Origin of the sequence: Altererythrobacter sp. Root672, assembly GCF_001427865.1 — a bacterium.
In the GTDB taxonomy this organism is placed as follows: domain Bacteria; phylum Pseudomonadota; class Alphaproteobacteria; order Sphingomonadales; family Sphingomonadaceae; genus Croceibacterium_A.
The window spans coordinates 138,703-157,163 of sequence record NZ_LMHH01000001.1 but is presented as its reverse complement, the minus strand read 5'-3'; the positions used below and the strand labels follow the sequence as shown (position 1 = coordinate 157,163).

Below are 18,461 nucleotides of genomic sequence, written 5' to 3'. Positions count from 1 at the left end.
TGCCCCGGGGGCTGGCAAGCTGCCTCCTGGGGACAATGCCGTTTCGACTGGCACCGATGACCCCGGCCCTCTAGATTGTCATGTGTTGGAAGATTTGCGGAAACAGGGGCATAGGATGAGTTTTGCAGGCAAAGTCTGGCGGTTGCTCGTCGGCATCAAGGACGCGCTCGCCCTGCTGTTCCTGCTGCTGTTCTTCGCGGGGGTCTTCGCGATCCTCAATTCGCGCCCGAGCCCCGGCGTGGTGCGCGAAGGGGCGCTGCTGCTCGACCTCGACGGTGCGGTGGTCGAGGAAGTGTCGCCGGTCGATCCGCTGACCTGGTTGCTCTCCTCCGCAGTGCCGACACAGGAATTCGCCGCGCGCGATGTCGTGCGTGCGATCGATGAGGCCGCCAAGGACAAGCGGATCAAGGCCATCGCGCTCGATCTCTCGACTTTCCTCGGCGGTGGCCATGTCCACATGCAGGAAATCGGCGAAGCGCTCGACCGCTTCCGGACCACCAAGAAGCCGGTGCTCGCTTACGCCGTGGCCTATAGCGACGATTCGATGATGCTCGCGGCCCATGCCAGCGAGGTCTGGGTCGATCCGATGGGCGGCGCGGCGATCACCGGGCCGGGTGGCGAGCGGCTTTACTATGCCGGCCTGCTCGAACGGCTGAAGGTGAACGCCCATGTGTTCCGGGTCGGCACCTACAAGAGCGCGGTCGAACCCTATCTGCTCGGCGGCATGTCGCCCGAGGCCCGTGAGAACTACGAACAGCTCTACGGCTCGCTGTGGCAGGAATGGCAGGCCAACGTCCGCCAGGCCCGGCCGCAGGCCAACATCTCCATGGCCACCACCGACATTCCCGCCTGGCTCACGGCGAGCAAGGGCGATCTCGCCGCGGCGGCCGTAGCGGCGGGCCTGGTGGATCGCACGGGTACTCGTACCGAGTGGGGCGAGCGCGTGGCGCAAATCGTGGGTGAAGACGATTGGGACGATACGCCCGGCGCCTTTGCCAACACCGATTTCGAAGCGTGGCACGCCTCGATCGACCGTGAGACGCCCGGCGCCAAGATCGGAGTCATCACCATCGCCGGAGAGATCAGCGACGGGATGGCCGGTCCGGGAGAGGCCGGCGCCCAGCGGATCGTCGAACTGCTCGACGAAGCGCTCGACGACGATCTCAAGGCGCTGGTCGTGCGCGTCGATTCGCCCGGCGGCACGGTCACCGGCTCCGAAGCCATCCGGCGCGCGATCCTGCGCCACAAGGCGCGGAACATCCCGGTCGTGGTGTCGATGGGCAATGTCGCCGCAAGCGGTGGCTACTGGGTCTCCACTCCGGCGGACCGTATCTTTGCCGAGCCCGAGACAATCACCGGCTCGATCGGCATCTTCGGCGTGCTGCCAACGTTCGAGGACGCGCTCGCCCAATTCGGCGTGACGACCGACGGCGTAAAGACCACCCCGCTGTCCGGCCAGCCGGACTTGTTCGCCGGCCTGACGCCCGAGGCCGAGGCCGTGCTCCAGGCGACCGTCGAATCGGGTTACGAGCGCTTCATCTCGCTGGTGGCAGAGTCCCGCGGCATCACCCGCGAACGGGCCGACGAACTTGGTCAGGGCCGCGTGTGGGACGGCGGTTCAGCCCGACAGCTTGGCCTGGTCGACCAGTTCGGCGATCTTGATGCCGCGATCGAATGGGCGGCAAAGCAAGCTCAGCTCAAGAAGGGCAACTGGCACGCCGACTATCTTGGCCGGGATGTCGATCCCTTCGCTTCGGTGCTGGAGCGGATCCTGCAAGTCGAAGGCCGCGAAGCCCAGAGCAACGACATGTTCGCCTTCTTCGCTCGCAACGATCGCCAGCTAGGGGCGCGGATCATCTCCGACCTGCAAGGCTTGCTTGAGGTTCGTGGCGCTCAGGCCCGGTGCCTCGAATGCCCGGCTCCCGCGGCGCCGCTCAGGCGGGTAACGCTCGATGCCGGGACGCAATCCGCCTACAACTGGCTCGCCCGGCATTTGCTCGACTGACGTCTTGCCAGCGGCGGGCGCGCGTGGCAAAGGCGCGCGCCTGCCGCCGGGTCATATCCCGTCGAGCGGGCGCGTAGCTCAGTGGTAGAGCACACCCTTCACACGGGTGGGGTCGCAGGTTCAATCCCTGCCGCGCCCACCATGACTTCAAAGGCTTAAGCCGCATCGCGCGGCCGCCCATGAAAAATCCATGAAAGAGTCGGTACCGCTTTTCACTCATTGCGGACACTTAAGCATGCATATCGTCTGACGGCTCGCGCGGATCAGATAACCGTCACCGATTCCACTCCGACGAAGCCTGAAATCTTCCGAGCAACGATCTGAGCGCGCGCATCACCAAAATTGGCAAGACTTAGTTCGATGCGCATGGACACGCCGACAAGGCTAACCTGCAAGATCGGAGCCGGAAGACCCAACTGAGCGAACAGGCCCAGAATCTTGCAAAGCAGGCCAGAACTCGAATGCGCCGTCACGCGAAAATTGACGAGCTCGATCACACGACCTCCATCTTCCAACCAGGCTGCGATGCTGTGATCCTCTGGCGCGCCAAGTCGTTTGCCGCATGGTGGGATGCCAGGCCCTTCCGGTCGGCAAAGTCCAGCACGTCGGTGAGGCGCTGGCCGGTCTGCCTCACTCGCATTTCTGCTTCTTCGGTGTTCCACCCCAAATACTCGGCCGCGACGTTAATGATGCCGCCCGCATTCACCACGTAGTCGGGCGCATAGAGCACGCCTCGATCTGCCAGCCGATAGCCGTCTTCGTCGGTCGCAAGCACATTGTTGGCCCCTCCGCACACAATCCTGGCGCGCAAGCGCTTGACGGCATGCTCGTCGATTACAGCGCCGAGGGCGCAGGGCGCGAAAATCTCGCACTTGGTGTCCAGGATCGCGTCCAGCCCCACAATGGTCGCTTCGTATCGACAGGCAACTCTTGCAACGACGTCCGAACGCGGCTCGGCAACGACCAACTTAACGCCGGCTCCGTGCAGCAAGCCGCATAGATGAGAACCGACGCTACCAAGCCCCTGCACAGCCACCGTCATGCCCTTGAGGTCAGCTCCGAATTTGCGACGGACTGCCTCCTGCATCGAAATGAACACGCCAAGGGCCGTCCAGGGCGACGGATCGCCGCCCGGCCGTCCTTGAACTGCGGTCAAGCCAGCAACATGGCGACAGGTCCCGCTGGCTATCTGCATGTCCGACACGGTGGTGCCGACATCCTCGGCCGTAACGTAGCTGCCCTGAAGCTTGGCGACTTCCCGCCCGAACGCCTGGAACAGAGAACGGCGATCGAAAGGTCCGGGTGGAAGGCGGAGCACGGCCTTGCCGCCACCGAGTGGCAGGTCTGCCAGCGCATTCTTATAGGCCATTCCCTCGGCAAGGCGCGCCGCATCCTTGGCGGCTTCGGTGCTGCTGGAGTAGGACCATAGGCGGCAACCGCCTGCGGCGGGGCCTCTTCGGGTCGAATGAAGCACAATCACGCCATCGAGACCGCTCGACGGATCGCGCAGCACGTGCACACTCTCCGGCGGTGCGGCGGACACAAACTTAAACATTCGCAAGCGCTCCCTGATCTGAAGAGCTTTTGCGTAATTCTCAGCGGCAGTGCTGACCTATCTAGCCGCGCAAGACTGCAATTTTCGCAAAATCCTGCCGCGATTACAGCAATCTCGGGTCAAATCATTCGCCAGACCCATGCGAGCTATCAGGGAATGGGCAGTTCGGTCGTCGCCTTGATCTCCGAGAGCGCAACGGTCGAGTTGACCTCCTGCACTCCGGGTAGTTGCGAGAGCCGGTCGAAGAAGAACTTCTCATAGGCCTCAATGTCGGTAGCGACGACGCGGATCAGGAAGTCGACCGGCCCCATCAGCACGTAGCATTCAAGGACTTCCGGAAAGGCCCGGATCGCGGCCGTGAACTCGTCGAGGTTGGCGCGGCCGTGGGCGTTGAGTTTGATCTGCGCGAAGATCTGAGCATTGAGCCCTATCTTCTTCCGATCGACCAAGGCGACCTTACGGCGGATGAAGCCTTCACGCTCGAGCCTGTCGATCCTGCGCCAGCACGGCGAGGAGGAAAGCCCAACCTTCTCGGCAATCGCGGCCGTCGACAGCGAAGCGTCCTCCTGGAGCAGAGCCAGGATACGCTTCTCGTAACGATCTAGCAGCTCTGCCAAGTCAACTGTCCGATCCTATCTCTCGGCCGCCACCTGCGCGGCGCGCAAAATCCGGAGGACATTGCCGCCGGTCATCTTGTCGATGTCCTCGCGCGTGTAGCCCGCCTTCAGCAGCCGATGGGTCACGACTGGAAGGGCTGTGATGTCCTCCATGCCCTTGATGCCGCCGCCGCCATCCCAATCCGCACCGAAGCAGACATGATCGACACCGGCGACTTCGATCACGTGCAGCAAGGCGGTCATGTACTGCTCGAAGGTCGTCGACCACATACCCTCGGTCTTGTCGAGCTCGCGCCACTGCCGCACGAGTTCGGCCTGGGCCTTGGGGTCGAGGTCGGCGATGTGCTCGTACTGGTCGAACAGCTTGGCGCGCGCCGGCGTAAGGTTCATCGGTGACAGGTAGATGGTCGACATGCAGATCGCCCCGCCCTTCGCCGCGAGCTTCTTGATGCGTTCATCATCGAGATTGCGGGGATGATCGAACGCCCAGCGCGGCGAGGTGTGGGACAGGATCAGCGGGGTCTTCGACAGTTCCAGCATCTGGTCGAACGCCGCGTCCGAGGAATGGCTGCCGTCGATCACGATGCCTAGCCGGTTCATCTCTGCCACCCACTCCCTGCCGAGCGGGCTAAGGCCGTTCCAACGGGGTTTGTCTCCCGAGGAATCAGCGAACTGGTTGTTCAGGGAATGCACCGGGCCAGCCAGTCGGACACCACGGTCGTAGAACTCCTTGAGGAGCGACAGGTCTTCGCCGAGAGGATAGCTGTTTTCCATGCTCTTGAAGGCGATGAGCTTGCCATCCGCTGCCAGCCGCTCGCCATCGTCGGCCGTCGTTGCCGGAGAGATCACGCCAGAATTCTCTGAGATCACGCGATCGATCGAATCCGAGCGCTTGCGCGCGAAGGTGAGCGCGTCGGCGTAGCCTTTGGGCGTCAATGGACCCTGCGCCGTGTAGATCGAGAAGAAGCCGCCATCGAGGTTGCCATCCGCCATACGTGGCAAGTCCAGCTGGACCAGGTCATTCGCCAGCGTGTGCCGGTCAGCAAAGCTCCAGCCCGGCCGGTCGAAGTTGAGCGGCGTGTCCAGGTGAGTATCGAGCACCAGCAGGCCTTTGTGCACTGCCGCCGGATCATCGGCAGGGGCCTCTTCCGAGCGGGAGCAGGCCGCCAGCGCCAACAGGGAAGCGACGGCGAGAAACTTGTAGGCACTCATGGTTTGTCTTTCACGGGCGTGAGGTCGAGGTCTTGGTAGTCGTAACTGAAATCGGCAAGCGGCGAGGCGGCGACCATCTTGGCCCGCTCGACTTTGCCGTGGGCGTCTAGCTGGAACGTCACCAGCGCATTCTCGACCGCCTTGTCGGTCAGCTCGGTCTTGAAGGTGTCGTACTGATAGTGAACCAGTCGACCCTCCATCCGCGGCGTGCTGGCGAAGTTGATCCAGAGCCCACCGTCGCGCTCGCTGACCACGACGTCGCCGTACCAGGGATCGCGGTAGGTTCCGGCGTAGGACCCGAGTGGAAGGCTCGGGCCGACTTGCGCCGGCTTGTCCTGCATCTGCGCCAGGGCCGCCTTTCCGCCTTCGAGCCGAGCATCGACGAACTTGTCCCACTTGGCGTACCAATCATTGTCCGGCAGCCCGAGGTAGTGGTCGATCAGTTCGTACATCAGCCCACGGCGCAGCGCCGCTTCCTCCGAGTTGATGACTATCGCGAAGCCGACATCCTGATCGGGCAGGAGCACGACCACCGCGATCGCGCCGAATACGCCGCCGCTGTGCCAGATCATCCGCGCACCGCGATAGGTCTCGACGTCCCAGCCGAGCGCGTAGGCGCTGGACTGGGGGGTCGCCGGGGCGAGATCGTCTGGCCAGGCGTCGATCGGCTGGATCGTCACCGGCGTCCACATCTCGCGAGCCGCATCCTCACTGAACAGACGCCCGCCGCTCGGCAACGCGCCGTGCCCGAGCTGAATCTTGAGCCATTGCGCAAGGTCGTTGGCGCTCATCGCCAGCCCGCCCGCCGGCATCGCATTGCGGCCAAGTTCGTTGCGCTCGTCGAGCACGCTATTGGGGCCAAGCCCGCGGATGACGTCGCCGACTCGTCCGTGCGGCAGCGCGCGGTTGGCGGTGGCGTAGCGCGCGTCGTAGGTCGCGGTGGAGTCGGTCATGCCGCCCCGCGCAAGTACCTCGGACGCCATGTACTCTTCCCAGGTCTTACCCGTGACTTCCTCGATCAGTTGGCCAAGCACCACGTAAAGCACGTTGTCGTAGGCATAGGCCGAACGGAAGCTCGTTGCGGGCTTGATGTAGCGCAGGCGCTCGACCGTTTCCTTGCGGCTCAGATAAGTGCGCGGCACGAACATGAGGTCGCCCGCGCCGAGCCCGAGGCCGCTGCGATGGACCATCAGGTCGCGGATCGTGATCTCACGCGTGACCCAGGGGTCGTACATCTGGAACCACGGGATATGGTCGATCACCTTGTCGTCCCAGCCGAGCTTGCCCTGATCGACCAGTGTGGCGATTGCGGCAACGGTGAAGGCCTTGCCGGTCGAGCCCGTCGGAAAGATCGTGCGCTCGTCGACCCTCGCGGACTCGGCTTGCTGGCGTACGCCCCACCCCTGCGACAGTGTGGTCTGGCCGTGCTCGACGATGGCGATCGCGATGCCGGGCGCGCCCGAGTCCTGCCGCAGCTGTTCGACATGCTCGGCAAAGCCCTTGGGCGGATCAGCCAGCGCAAAGCCGGGAACCAGCGCCAGCAAGAGCGGTATCGCCAGACGCAGCACGTCAGGACGCTTGCAGATCATCGTCGTCTCCGAGGCTGGGTTTCTTGAGGATGCGAACTAGCCCGATCGTAGCGAGGGGCACGACGTAGATCGCGAGCAGGATGAAAGCCAAGCCGCGATAACCGCTGCCTATCAGGTCCACCAGGCCGACAGCGCTGGCGAGGAACATGCACAGCACCAGCAGGACGAGCGTGAGGACCGTGCGCCGTGCTGGCCCAAGCGGTGCGCCATGGCGGCGCTTCCAGGTTTGATCGACACGCTCGTTGAAAGCGTGGACGGCGCTCGCCCCGCTTTCCAGCAGCGCCGAAAAGACCATCAGCTGGAACAGGTAGTGGAATAGCGGCGAGCCGAGCCGCTGCAACAGGAAGTCTGACGGCAGCGTCGCATCCATTATCTCTGGATAGAAGGCGACCGCAGCCGTGAAGAACAGCAGCGCTGGCAGCATCGCCAGCGGCCCGCAGATCGCGCCCGCGATGATCGCATCGCGCCGGCTGGTAAGGTGCCGCACCACCGGCAGCACCACGATCGCGCCGATGATGTTGTAGCTGAAATAGGTCGCACCGCTGAGCGCCCACCCGCCTGAGTGGAAAGGCGCGCTGAAGGCATCGACGATGCGGCCGCCGAACGAGGAAAAGGCCAGGATGAAGAACAGGGCATAGACGCCATAAAGGAGGTAGGAGACCCACTCGAACAGGCGCTCGACGGATTTGTTGCCGTACATCACGGCCAGAACGATGCCGGCCATCAGCAGGAACGTGCCCACCAGGTTCGGCAAGGCGAACAGCGCCACACCGATCTCGCCTGCCGCCGCACCGTACACGGCGAGGATCAGGATCACGAACAGGACGTAGGTGATCTCCCACGCGACCCACCCGCGCCCCAGCAGCGCCTTGAAGAAGCTCTGGTACTCGAGGCTGCGCGTCGCCAGCGCGAACAGGAACGTGAGCGCGCAGCCGGCACTGAACAGCAGGGTCGCAAGGCCGATCGCGGCGAGGCCGCCCCAGGGGCCGCTCGGAAGAAAGAACTCGGCGACTTCGCGCCCGGTGGCGTACCCGCCGCCGATCACCAGCGCCTTGAACGCCAGCCCAGGTAGCAGGTAGCGCTGAAACCAGCTCGGACCCTCGATTCGGGCTTCGCCGGTCATGTCAGGCGAGGCAGGAATAGACCAAGCGGTCGAACTCGGGCCCGCCGCGCAGCGGATCGGCGGCGGGCAGCCCGATAGCCGCGCTTGTTTCTGCGATCGCGTCCGCTGCCTCTGCTTCCGTCAGCGCCGACGTGTTCAGCGAAATTCCCCCGCAGCGGATCGCCGGATTGACCCGGTACCCCAAAGTCAGGGTTAGTTCGATGAGCTCCTCGAGCGTGGGCAAGGGAAGGCCCGGAAGGCCAACGATTTCCGTACGGGTCGGATCATGACAAACGATGAACACGTCGGGCTGGCTACCATGGAGGAGGCCCAGCGAAACTCCGGCAAAGCCCGGGTGGTAAAGCGAACCCTGTCCCTCGATTATGTCCCAGTGGTCCGCCGGCGCAGCGGGACTGATCATTTCCGCAGCGCCCGACAGAAAGTCGGAAACCACCGCGTCCATCGGCATGCCGCTGCCGGCGATCATGATGCCGGTCTGCCCCGTAGCGCGAAAATCCGCCGGAACCCCTCGATCCTGAAGAGCCCGTGCAATAGCGAGTGCAGTGTATTTCTTGCCTAGCGCGCAGTCGGTCCCGACCGTCAGCAGTCGCTTGCCGCTGCGTTTGCGCCCGGAGCCGATCTGAATTCCCGGTGGTGGCGTGCGCACGTCGATCAGGGCGCGGCCGCAACGTTGCGCCGCTTCGCGCACGGCCGGCACGCTCGCCAGCCGCACATGCATGCCGCTCACGATGTCGAGGCCGGTTTCAATCGCTTCGACAAGCGCCGGAATCCACGAAGGCGGAATCTTGCCCCCTTCATTGGCGATGCCGATCACGAGCGATTTTGCCCCGGCCTTAAGTGCATCGGCGGGCGTCATTGCCGGCAGCCCCGCAGTTACGGTGGCCCCCGGCAAGGCGAACTCGCCGATGCACTTGTCACCTGCCCAGTCGCGCAACCCGAAGGCAGTCTTTGCATAGGCGGCCGTCGTGACGTCGCCCAGGAACAGCAAGTATGGCGCGGGAAGCGCGAGGCCGACTGGCTCCGTGCTTCCCTGTGCTTGGTTTATCTTCGGGTTAGGGGTCAAAACTCTGCCCTTACTGACAGGCCAACAGTTCTCGGACGGATCACGCCGGTGCCGATCGCGCCATCCGGGAAGAGCGGGAAGCCGCCGAACACATCGGTCCCGGTCGTAGACGTACGGCCCGCACTGCTGGTCAGGTTCTTGACGTAGAGCTGGATGTCGAACTGATCGACCGTGATCCCGGCGTTGAGGTCGATCACGGCATAGGCGTCGATCGTCCGCTGTTCGCCGTGCGCCGCACGATAGTCGGCGTCAAAGCTCGCCGATTGGTCGGAGAGGTAACGCAACGAGCCGCCGAAGTAGGCCTCCACGTCGTTGCCCACCATGACGGTGTAGTCGCCGTTGAGCGACGCCGAGAATTTCGGCGTGAATGGAAGCCGGTCGCCTTCGAGACCACCGATCAGCGTATCGGTGGAAAGGCGGGCGTTCGTGTAGGCGGTGTTGAGCGAGAGGTTGAAGTTGGCAGCCGGCGCTGCGGAGGCGGTCAACTCGAGGCCATCGATCTTGGCGCCGCCACCATTCGCGTTGAAGTTGAAGCCGTCCCTTTCCGCCAGAAGCTGGATATCATTCCAGTCGATATGGAAGATGGCGACTTCGATCCCATACTTGCGATCCGGCGTCTGCGCCTTCAGCCCCAACTCGTAGTTGGTCAGCGAGTCTGAATCGTATGTCGCTTGATCGATGGGCTGGTTCGGCGCCAGGACGTTGGGGCCGCCCGGACGGAAGCCGCTGGCGACACGCGCATAGATGGACGCGTTGTCGCTGAGCTCGAAACGCGGCGCGACCGAGTAGGTGAACACGTTCTCCTTCGATTCAAACACCGGAAGATCCAGGAAGCCGCCGACCAGGAGGCCATCGGTGACCTGGTGCGCTGTCTGCTTGTTGTCGCTGTACCGCCCGCCAACGTCGATGTCGAAACGGTCGGACACATGCCAGGTGAGGTTGGCGAAGGCGGCAGCCTCGCGATAGCTCGACTCGACCAGGGCGTAGCCCAGCGTCGGCAACCCGGCGATCGGCGTCGTTGTGCCCGGAGTTGAAGCGATGAAGTCCTGTTCGATCAGACCGTCTTCATCGGTGTAGTAGAGGCCCGCCAGCCAGTCGACGAGCGTCGATTCACCCGCAAGACGCAGCTCCTGGGTGAACTTCTCCGAGTCCGTCGATTGATCCTGGAAGAACTCGTTGGGCTCCGTGGTGATCGCCTCGATCAGTGGGGAGAGAGCGAAGCTGTAGTCAGTCCGCAGACTCTGCTTTTGTGTGCCGTAGCTGGTTGACGAGGTGAGCGTGCCGAAGCCGAGGTCGAAGTTGCCGGTGGCATTGTAGACCCGGTAGCGAAGGTCGCTGAACCCGGGAATAAACTGCGACTGCGTATAGCCGCCATGCAGCATTTCGAGCGTCTCAGGGTCGCTCTCCGCAAGCGAGGGCGCATCGGCGTCGATATTCTGGAGCACTGCGGTGAAGCGCAGGTCGATAGCGTCGCTCGGCATGACCAGAAGCGAGGCTCGTCCGCCAAAAGACTTGCTGTCGTCGATGTTCTTTTCAACGTCCGAGCCACCGGCCCCGACTGAATCGATGAACCCTCCAATGCTGCGATAGCTGCCCGAGGCCCGGAAGGCCGCAATACTGGAGATCGGCACGTTGACGACGAGATTACCGTACCCGCTTGCCGCGCCACCTTTGGTCAGTTCAACGCCCGCCCGTGCGCGAACAACGGTTTCGCTGGTCGAAGGCTCGGTGGTCACGAACTTCAGCACGCCGCTTAGCGAACTCGCGCCGTAGAAGGTGCCCTGCGGCCCACGCAGCACCTCGATACGGTCGAGATCGAAAGTGTCGAAGTCGGCGGCGAGAACGGCGCCGTTGACGAGACCGCTGCTCGAACCGAACGGCGTTTCGTCCATGTAGATGCCGATCGTCGAGGCGACGCCCTCGGTGTTGACGCCGCGGAGGATCAGGCGGCCCTGCCCAGGGCGGCTCTGGTCGAGCTGAAGGCCCGGGACCAATTTCAGGTAGTCGGAGAAGCTGTCCGCGTGCTGCTCCTCAAGCGTTGAGCCCGATACGACGGTGACCGATTGCGGCACCTCGATCAGTTCCTGCGACCGCTTCTGCGCGGTGACCAGAATGGTCTCGCCTTCGTTCGTCGCGCTTTGCGCATCCTGAGCAGAAGCGTGAGTGGCCGCGAGGCCGGTTGCTAGCGCCAGCACGGCGCTACCGATGCGAAGAACAGATTTCTTCATTTGTGACCTCCCTGAGGCTCGGCGGACACGCTCCCTAACGCGCCATCGAACAGTCTTCCCGATACAGCTACTTTGATCCCAAACAGGATCGTATTTTCTGATTGGAGTATGTCAATCCGTTTAGGAAATCATCTTGGGAGTGTTGCCAGGAGGCCCCAGTCGGCCGTTCCGGCATCGACCTTCCCATCGAAGTAGCGGATTGACCCTGGACGGTCCGAGGCCAGGAACGTCGGACCATCCAGGTCGACGATATCGCAGAGCTGACCCACAACCAGCGAGGGCGCCATCGACAGGCTGCTACCCATCATGTTCCCGACCATCACCTGAAGGCCGAGTTCGCGACAGCGGCGGGCAATGGCCAGCGCTTCGGTGAGACCTCCACACTTGTCGAGCTTGATATTCACTGCGTCGAACCGTCCCGTCGCCTGCTCGACTTCGGTCAACGTGCAGACACTTTCGTCGGCCGCGAAAGGCAGGGGCCGGGATAGGTCGTCCAAGTCCTGTTCGGCACCTCGGGCGAGCGGTTGCTCCAGCAGTTCGACCTTCGCTTCGAGGAGGATCTCGACCAGTCGTCCGAGGTTGTCGGCGGTGTAGCCTTGGTTGGCATCCACACCGAGCCACGCATCCGGGCGCGCCCGGCGCACGGAGCGTACCCGATCGGCATCGAGCCCGACATCGCCTGTCAACTTGAGCTTGAGCATTGGCCAGTCGCCGAAGCGGCCGGCCGCAACTTCCGCCATTTTCACCGGGGCATCCGCGCTGATTGTCATGGTCGTGGGCAGCGGATCGAACTTGCCGAGGCCCGCCAACTGCCACACCGGCACTCCGACCGTCCGAGCCTCGAGATCCCATAGGGCGCAATCGAGCGCATTGCGGGCGCCGCCGGGTGGAAGCAGGGACTGTAGCTCCGCCCGATCGGCGCCCGCTTCGAGCTCGACGCGGGCGCTCTCGGCCTGATCGCGCATGTGCGCGAGATCGTCACCGAGATAGTATACCCCCGCCCCCTCTCCGAGCCCGACACTGTCTCCAGCCGCGATCTCTGCGACCAGCACCTTTGTTTCAGTGAACTTGTGACCAGAGATGTGGAACGGTTCGCGAAAGGCGAACCGTTCCTCACGCAACGTCAGCCGGCGCCGCATGTCTCAGTAGTTCGTTCCGAAGCTGAACATGTGGAAGGCAAAGGCCATCCACAGCAGGACCACCGCGGAAAGGACAAGCAGCACAGCCCAGAGCAGCGCGAACCACCCGCGCTTTTCCTTGCGGGCCGTCCACAGGTTCCAGCCGCTACCGATGAGCAAGCCGAACAGGGCGATCGGGCTTAGGATCTGCAGGGCGTAGAGAAGCGGATCGAGCGGACCACTAAGCATCGAGAGGTTGCTCAGGCCCAGGTAGAACCAGGTCACCCAGCCGGTCAGGACGGCCAAAACCAGCCACTGCGCTCCGTGCAGGATACGTTGAGAACGCAACCTGCGACCTTCGTAGCGGCTGGCGGCCTTGTAACGCCGCCGGGCGATGGCGCCCGCCGGCCACGCAACCGCCGAGAGGAACACCACACCGATCGCCCCCAGCAGCACCGGGAAGAACCACGCCGTGTCCTTGTACCACGGGACGCGTCGGAAGCTCATGATTGCGCTAATCGTATCGAAGCGCCACTCGGTGACTTTGCCGTCCTCCACCTTGGCCGCGAGCTTCATGCCGCTATCGCGGTCGCGCCAGACGAACGGCTCGACTTCGATCCATTTGCGCGGCTGGCCCGCTGCATTGGCAGCGCTGCCAACGAGGATGCCGCCCTTTTCGTCGACCCCGACTTTTTCCTGCCCGACCAGGTCAAGCATGCTCATGAAGTTGGTCTCGAACCCGCGCGAGCTGGCGTAAGTGCCCGCCAGCATCTGGGCGTGCTCACGCGCCGTCTTCTCGTCGATCGGCTTGCCCGCCAGTTCCTGCGGGAAGTACCGGTCAGCGAATTGCGCGAGCAGCGCCTCGCGCAGCCAGCGGGGCGATCCGTTCTGCCCATCGCTGTTCATCGAAATGAACAGTCCGACGTTGTCATCGACGAACAAGTCGAGGTTGGAGTGCATGAAGACAGTGTCGCCGCCGTGCGCGAGGACGCGGTGGCCATTGACGTCATCGCGGTAGAAACCGAGCGCCATGGCGTGCAGCGGGGGCAGCGAATTCAACTCGAATTCGTGCATCATTTTGGCGGTTTCGGGCTTCATCAGGCCCGCGCCGTCGTTGAGATGGGCGATCATGAACTTCGCCATGTCGGCCCCGCTCGCGGCTTGGCTGCCCGCAGGTGCTGGCACGACATATTCAAACTTCTCGGGCTTGTTGAGCCCCGGCCCATAGCCCTGGCTCAGGTGAGGAGCGAGGTTTGCCGGGACCGGCTGCCGGAACGTCGCATAGGTCATGCCCAGCGGCTTGAAGATGTGCTGCTCGACATATTCGTCGTAGGATTGACCCGACACACGCTCGATAATTCGGCCCGCAAGCGCGGTGGCGTAGTTCGAATAGGCAGGCACTTCACCCGGCGGAAAGATGCGCGCCGGAATGTCGTTCTTCACGTATTCGCCAAGCGAAACCATGTCCTCCGGGTTGTCGCTGATCAGCCGACGGACGGTTTCCTGGAAACCGGCCGTGTGCGTCATGATGTTGCGCAGGGTGATCGGCTTGCCTTCGTAGGCGGGGATGGTGAAATCGAGGTACTTGTTGACGTCGGTGTCGAGGTCGAGCTTGCCTTGCTCGACGAGCTGCATGATCGCCGTCCAAGTGGTCAGCTTCGACACTGAGCCAGTTCGGAACAGAGTCGTTTCGGGGGATACCGGGATGCGCTTGTCGATATCCGCGTAGCCGAACCCGCGTTGCGTGAGGACTTGCCCGTCCTTCACTACGACCACCACGGCACCGGCGATATCGCCGCTTTCAAGGGCATAGGGCAAGAACCCATCGAGCCACGCGTCGACGTCGGTCTTGGTCAGCGCGGCGCCGCCCGCCTGCGTTGGAGCAGCCTGCGCCGGCGCCTTATCGCCAACCGCGGGCGCGATCGCTTCGGGCACGAGCCCCTGGGCAAAAACACCGCCTGCACCGACCAGCAGCAGCAGCGGAACGATCCATTTTTTCAACTGTCGCACTAAGCTTCCCTCCAAGCCGATTGCGCCATAGGCCGACGCCGGATATTCTGGCCAAGAATCTCCCCATCAGGATTTAGATATCCTGATTGGAAAAATGTCAATGCGGGCTGAGGAAGCGACTTGAACGATAATCCTCCCAATCTCGGCACAATCATGCGTGCCTTGCGCGATCGGTTCGGTTGGACCTTGAAGGACATGAGCAAGCACTCGGGAATTCCCTTCTCGACGCTGTCCAAGGTCGAGAACGGGCGCCTGACGCTCAGCTACGACAAGCTTCAGCAGGTTAGCCAACGGCTGAAGATTCCGATGTCAGAGCTTTTTGCCATGCCCAGCGAGGGGCGAGAGGCCCAAGTGACCGGGCGAAGGAGCATCGGCCGAACATCGGACGCGGTGCGGGTCACGACGCCGAACTACGATTATTACTATCTCAACACCGAGTTGCGGCGGAAGCGGATGATTCCGATCATCACGAAGATCCGCGCCAAGTCGCTTGAGGAGTTTGGCGAGCTCGTTCGGCACAAGGGTGAAGAGGTGGTCTACGTCATCACCGGCAGCATCGAAGTACACACCGAGTTCTACGACCCGGTGGTCATCAAGGAGGGCGAGTTGATCTACATCGATTCCTCGATGGGGCATGCCTACCTGGTGGCCGAGGGTTGCGAGGAAGCGATAACGCTGGGCGTCTGCTCCGCTGACGACGAGGCTTTGGCGCAGGACCTCATGTCCCTACTGGGCGAAAGCGCCGCAGTTTCATGAGAGCGAGTGAAGAGTAACCAGGAATTATGCCGTTCAGTTCGCGGTGAGCGTGCGCGAAGGCAACAATTGTTCCACTTGCGATTACGCCTGCCAATCAAGAGGTATGGGTGGGGAGAGCGAGGGCCATCACCACCCCCGGCCGCGACCGCATTCGCTCCAACCAGGCCATCGCCAGCGGCGACCTCTCCTTGTTCATGATGTCGGGATGCCTCACTCGCAACCGGGGCTGCACTGGAATCTGACCAGCCTGGCGCGGGTCGGCCGGCGCTCGCGATCATCCTTCGCCCAGGAATTCGTCGACATCATCCGCCGGACTCCATTCGACTACTTGCGCGAAGTGCGCATGCGTAAGGCGGCCGCCATGCTCACGGCCAGCGACGACTCGATCTCCGAGATCGGAGCGAAGATCGGGTAATCGAGCGGCGGCGCCTCGTGCGTTCACCGCCGAACTGGGCATGACCCCGAGCAAATACCGTAAGCAACACGACAAGGGCTCGGAGAACCACGCCGCGCCGGAAGCGTAGCAAACCGGGCCTTTTCCAACCCTCCCTGACAGTCTCCCGCGATGGAAGTCGCCTGCTCAGATCAAATTTCCAGCCCCTTCCTCGCGCGCTGTCCACAGCCTCTCGCGAAAAATTCTTTGCGGAATGAATTTTAATTCCTATAGTCCGGAATATAAGGTTTGGGAGAGCCATTATGTCCGCGAAACTTCTTGTGAGCGCGTCGGTCGGCGCGCTCTGCGTCTTCTTCGCCTCGTCCGCCGCTGTCGCGCAGGAAACTCAGCCAGTGCCCACCGACCCGGCGCAGGATACGAGCCAGGGCGGAATTTCCGACATCATCGTGACCGCGCAGCGCGTCGAGGAAAGCGGCCAGAGCATCCCGATCCCGGTCGACATCATCGAACCGGCCCAACTCGTGCAGCAGAACGTCATCCGCGCCGAAGACCTGTCACGCATCACGCCCTCGCTCGCCGCGAATGGCGGCGGCGGGCCGACCACGGTGTTTTTCGTGCGCGGTGTCGGCAATGCGACGGTCAACGGGTATTCCGATCCCGCGATCTCGTTCAACTATGATGGCGTCTATATCGGACGGCCGACCTCGACATCAGGCGTCTTCTACGATCTCCAGCGCGTCGAGGTTCTCAAAGGCCCGCAGGGCACGCTCTATGGCCGTAATGCTACGGGCGGCGCCATCAATGTGATCCCCAATCGCCCGGAACTCGGCGAGACCTCGGGCAATTTCATGCTCGGCTACGGCAACTACGACTGGCTCACCGGGCAAGCTGCGGTCAACGTTCCCCTGGGCCAGGATGTCGCGCTACGGGCTGCGGGTTCCATCTCTCATCGCGATGCTCTTCAGAGCGACGATACAGGCAACCAGCGCGAATACGCAGGCCGCCTGCAGGTCTACGCTGAGCCTAACGACCAACTGGACCTGCGCCTTGCGCTGGACTTCTCGCATCAGGGCGGTGCGAGCAGCAGCGGTTACTACCTCGGCGCGGTCAACCCGACGTTCGGTCCGACGGGCTTCGCCGGCTACCAGTTCGTACCGACCGGGTTTTCCACTCAGCAGGGTCTGTTGGATCCGGCATCGAATGCGCTGATGGCATCACGCTTCATTTCGCAAGTTGGACGCGCGGGAGCCGTTGTCGACGGCCGGCCCTACAACGACAACAACTACTGGGGTGCCACGGCGGAGGTCAACTACGAGACGGACGCCGGCACCCTGACCATCCAGCCGGCCTATCGCGAAGCCTCGATCGAATACGCCTTCAACGGCGTGTTCCGTCAGGGTTTCACCAAGGAGAAGGACAAGCAGGTCAGTGTCGAGGCCCGTTGGGCCGGCGACATCAGCGACTCTGTCGACTACCTGCTGGGCGCCATATACTTCGACGAGGATATCGACGCGACCGCGCGGTACAACCAGCAGACGCTGGTCCCGTTTCAGGAATTTACCACCGGGACCGAGAGCGTTGCGGGGTTCGGCAAGCTTACTTGGCGGCCAATCGAGCCGCTCAGTTTCACGATGGCTGGCCGCTATACCTCAGACAAGAAGACTTTCGATGGCGTGTCGAATGTCTACATCCTGTTCTGCGGCAACCCTGCACCGCCGCAGGATTTCTGTCCGACACTGCCGTTCGCCCCGCTCGTCTCAACGGAAGCCGAGTTCCGCGCGTTCTACACTTCGCTCGGCGTACCGATCACTCCGGTGCCGTTGTTTGTCCTGCCGCCCGTGGCAGGCGGATCGCAAACTGCGCCATTCGTGCTCTTCTCGCCGATCGTCATCAACGACAGCCTCAAGAACGACAAGTTCACGTACCGGCTGGCGGCGCAATACGACCTGAGCCGCCGCAATATGATCTATGCGAGCTTCGAGACAGGGTATCACGCCGGCGGCTTCTCGTTCGCCCGCGGCATTTCCACCTATGAACCGGAAACGATCAAGGCCTTCACGCTCGGAAGCAAGAACCGCTTCCTCGACAACCGCCTCCAGGTGAACGTCGAGGCGTTCCTGTGGAAGTACAAGAATCAGCAGTTCAGCCAGTTCGGCTACGACCTTGGCAATCCGCCTTCGACCGTGTTCCTCACGCGAAATATCGGCGACAGCACGATCAAGGGTGTGGACCTCGACCTCGAGTACATGCCGGCCGAGAACACGCAGCTGTCGGCGAATGTCCAATATCTCGACACCAAGTACGACAGCTTCGTCTACTTCACACCGAACCAGGGACTGCCGCCAAACACGACCTGCCCTTACACGCCAACGACCCAGTCGACGCCTGGCGGGTCGATCAACGTGTTCGAGATCGATTGCTCGGGCAATGTCGCCTTCAACTCTCCGAAGTGGTCGTTCAACCTCAATGGCCAGCAGACCATTCCCATCGGCAATGACTACAAGGCCGTGCTGGTCGCGGGAACGCGCTATCGTTCGTCGAGCTATTCCTCGGCGGACTACCTTCCATACCTCAAGTCCGAGGCGACTTTCGTCAGCTACGCCTCGATGACGTTTGGGCGCGAGGATGACAGCCTTTTCGTCACCTTCTACATCAACAATATCGAAGACAACCGGCGTCTGATCGGCGGAACAACCAATCCGGCCGGCCTCATCGCGGCCTCTGCGGAGCAGCCGCGTACCTACGGGGTCAGGATCGGAGGCCAGTTCTGATGAGATCTTCGAGAGGAGTG

Annotated in this window: 14 protein-coding genes and 1 tRNA gene; 5 read left to right on the top strand and 10 right to left on the bottom strand. The window is 62.7% G+C overall.

Annotated features, from left to right (window positions below):
• Positions 1-115: 115 nt before the first annotated feature.
• Entirely contained in the window at positions 116-2,005 is a 1,890-nt protein-coding gene (gene sppA / locus ASD76_RS00735) for a signal peptide peptidase SppA (protein WP_055917060.1), read from the top strand.
• Between the two features lie 67 nt (positions 2,006-2,072).
• Positions 2,073-2,147, top strand: a tRNA-Val gene (locus ASD76_RS00730).
• A gap of 121 nt (positions 2,148-2,268) precedes the next feature.
• On the opposite strand, the gene ASD76_RS00725 is transcribed toward ASD76_RS00730, so the two are convergent.
• The 10 genes from ASD76_RS00725 to ASD76_RS00680 all read right to left on the bottom strand — a co-directional run bounded on the left by ASD76_RS00725 (position 2,269) and on the right by ASD76_RS00680 (position 14,520).
• A complete protein-coding gene (locus tag ASD76_RS00725; RefSeq protein WP_055917057.1) occupies positions 2,269-2,502 on the bottom strand; it encodes a hypothetical protein in 234 nt (77 codons plus the stop codon).
• Entirely contained in the window at positions 2,499-3,560 is a 1,062-nt protein-coding gene (locus tag ASD76_RS00720; protein ID WP_055917054.1) for a Glu/Leu/Phe/Val family dehydrogenase, read from the bottom strand. The genes ASD76_RS00725 and ASD76_RS00720 overlap by 4 nt, the downstream gene beginning before the upstream one ends.
• A gap of 149 nt (positions 3,561-3,709) precedes the next feature.
• The gene (locus ASD76_RS00715) at positions 3,710-4,177 is read right to left on the bottom strand and encodes an Lrp/AsnC family transcriptional regulator (RefSeq protein WP_055917051.1); all 468 of its coding nucleotides are present in this window, start codon (positions 4,175-4,177) and stop codon (positions 3,710-3,712) included.
• 15 nt (positions 4,178-4,192) lie between these two features.
• Complete coding sequence (locus ASD76_RS00710; RefSeq protein ID WP_055917048.1) at positions 4,193-5,389, bottom strand: dipeptidase; 1,197 nt, start codon at positions 5,387-5,389, stop codon at positions 4,193-4,195.
• The gene (locus ASD76_RS00705; protein WP_055917044.1) at positions 5,386-6,978 is read right to left on the bottom strand and encodes a serine hydrolase; all 1,593 of its coding nucleotides are present in this window, start codon (positions 6,976-6,978) and stop codon (positions 5,386-5,388) included. Before ASD76_RS00705 ends, ASD76_RS00710 begins: the two co-directional genes overlap by 4 nt.
• The gene (locus ASD76_RS00700) at positions 6,959-8,101 is read right to left on the bottom strand and encodes a hypothetical protein (RefSeq protein ID WP_055917042.1); all 1,143 of its coding nucleotides are present in this window, start codon (positions 8,099-8,101) and stop codon (positions 6,959-6,961) included. The genes ASD76_RS00705 and ASD76_RS00700 overlap by 20 nt, the downstream gene beginning before the upstream one ends.
• 1 nt (position 8,102) lies before the next feature.
• Entirely contained in the window at positions 8,103-9,089 is a 987-nt protein-coding gene (locus ASD76_RS00695; RefSeq protein ID WP_235506440.1) for a DUF1611 domain-containing protein, read from the bottom strand.
• A gap of 71 nt (positions 9,090-9,160) precedes the next feature.
• The gene (locus ASD76_RS00690; RefSeq protein WP_055917039.1) at positions 9,161-11,392 is read right to left on the bottom strand and encodes a TonB-dependent receptor; all 2,232 of its coding nucleotides are present in this window, start codon (positions 11,390-11,392) and stop codon (positions 9,161-9,163) included.
• 128 nt (positions 11,393-11,520) lie between these two features.
• Positions 11,521-12,531, bottom strand: a complete 1,011-nt coding sequence (locus ASD76_RS00685) for a dipeptide epimerase (protein WP_055917035.1) — start codon at positions 12,529-12,531, stop codon at positions 11,521-11,523.
• 3 nt (positions 12,532-12,534) lie between these two features.
• On the bottom strand, positions 12,535-14,520 hold the full coding sequence (locus ASD76_RS00680; RefSeq protein ID WP_055917031.1) for a serine hydrolase domain-containing protein: 1,986 nt from the start codon (positions 14,518-14,520) through the stop codon (positions 12,535-12,537).
• A 120-nt stretch (positions 14,521-14,640) separates the two neighbouring features.
• Between ASD76_RS00680 and ASD76_RS00675 the strand changes: the two genes are divergently transcribed.
• The 3 genes from ASD76_RS00675 (at position 14,641) to ASD76_RS00665 (ending at position 18,441) form a co-directional block, all read left to right on the top strand.
• On the top strand, positions 14,641-15,276 hold the full coding sequence (locus ASD76_RS00675) for a helix-turn-helix domain-containing protein (RefSeq protein WP_414826684.1): 636 nt from the start codon (positions 14,641-14,643) through the stop codon (positions 15,274-15,276).
• Between the two features lie 205 nt (positions 15,277-15,481).
• Positions 15,482-15,691: a helix-turn-helix domain-containing protein gene (locus ASD76_RS00670; protein WP_055917027.1), complete on the top strand. Its 210-nt coding sequence runs from the start codon at positions 15,482-15,484 to the stop codon at positions 15,689-15,691.
• A 281-nt stretch (positions 15,692-15,972) separates the two neighbouring features.
• The gene (locus ASD76_RS00665) at positions 15,973-18,441 is read left to right on the top strand and encodes a TonB-dependent receptor (protein WP_055917024.1); all 2,469 of its coding nucleotides are present in this window, start codon (positions 15,973-15,975) and stop codon (positions 18,439-18,441) included.
• The last annotated feature ends 20 nt before the right edge of the window (positions 18,442-18,461 follow it).

What these genes read in the sequence shown, in the direction of transcription:
- sppA (WP_055917060.1), top strand. Translation starts at nt 116, where the DNA reads ATGAGTTTTGCAGGCAAAGTCTGGCGGTTGCTCGTCGGCATCAAGGAC.
- ASD76_RS00720 (WP_055917054.1), bottom strand. Translation starts at nt 3,560, where the DNA reads ATGTTTAAGTTTGTGTCCGCCGCACCGCCGGAGAGTGTGCACGTGCTG.
- ASD76_RS00710 (WP_055917048.1), bottom strand. Translation starts at nt 5,389, where the DNA reads ATGAGTGCCTACAAGTTTCTCGCCGTCGCTTCCCTGTTGGCGCTGGCG.
- ASD76_RS00705 (WP_055917044.1), bottom strand. Translation starts at nt 6,978, where the DNA reads ATGATCTGCAAGCGTCCTGACGTGCTGCGTCTGGCGATACCGCTCTTG.
- ASD76_RS00700 (WP_055917042.1), bottom strand. Translation starts at nt 8,101, where the DNA reads ATGACCGGCGAAGCCCGAATCGAGGGTCCGAGCTGGTTTCAGCGCTAC.
- ASD76_RS00690 (WP_055917039.1), bottom strand. Translation starts at nt 11,392, where the DNA reads ATGAAGAAATCTGTTCTTCGCATCGGTAGCGCCGTGCTGGCGCTAGCA.
- ASD76_RS00685 (WP_055917035.1), bottom strand. Translation starts at nt 12,531, where the DNA reads ATGCGGCGCCGGCTGACGTTGCGTGAGGAACGGTTCGCCTTTCGCGAA.
- ASD76_RS00670 (WP_055917027.1), top strand. Translation starts at nt 15,482, where the DNA reads ATGCCTCACTCGCAACCGGGGCTGCACTGGAATCTGACCAGCCTGGCG.
- ASD76_RS00665 (WP_055917024.1), top strand. Translation starts at nt 15,973, where the DNA reads ATGTCCGCGAAACTTCTTGTGAGCGCGTCGGTCGGCGCGCTCTGCGTC.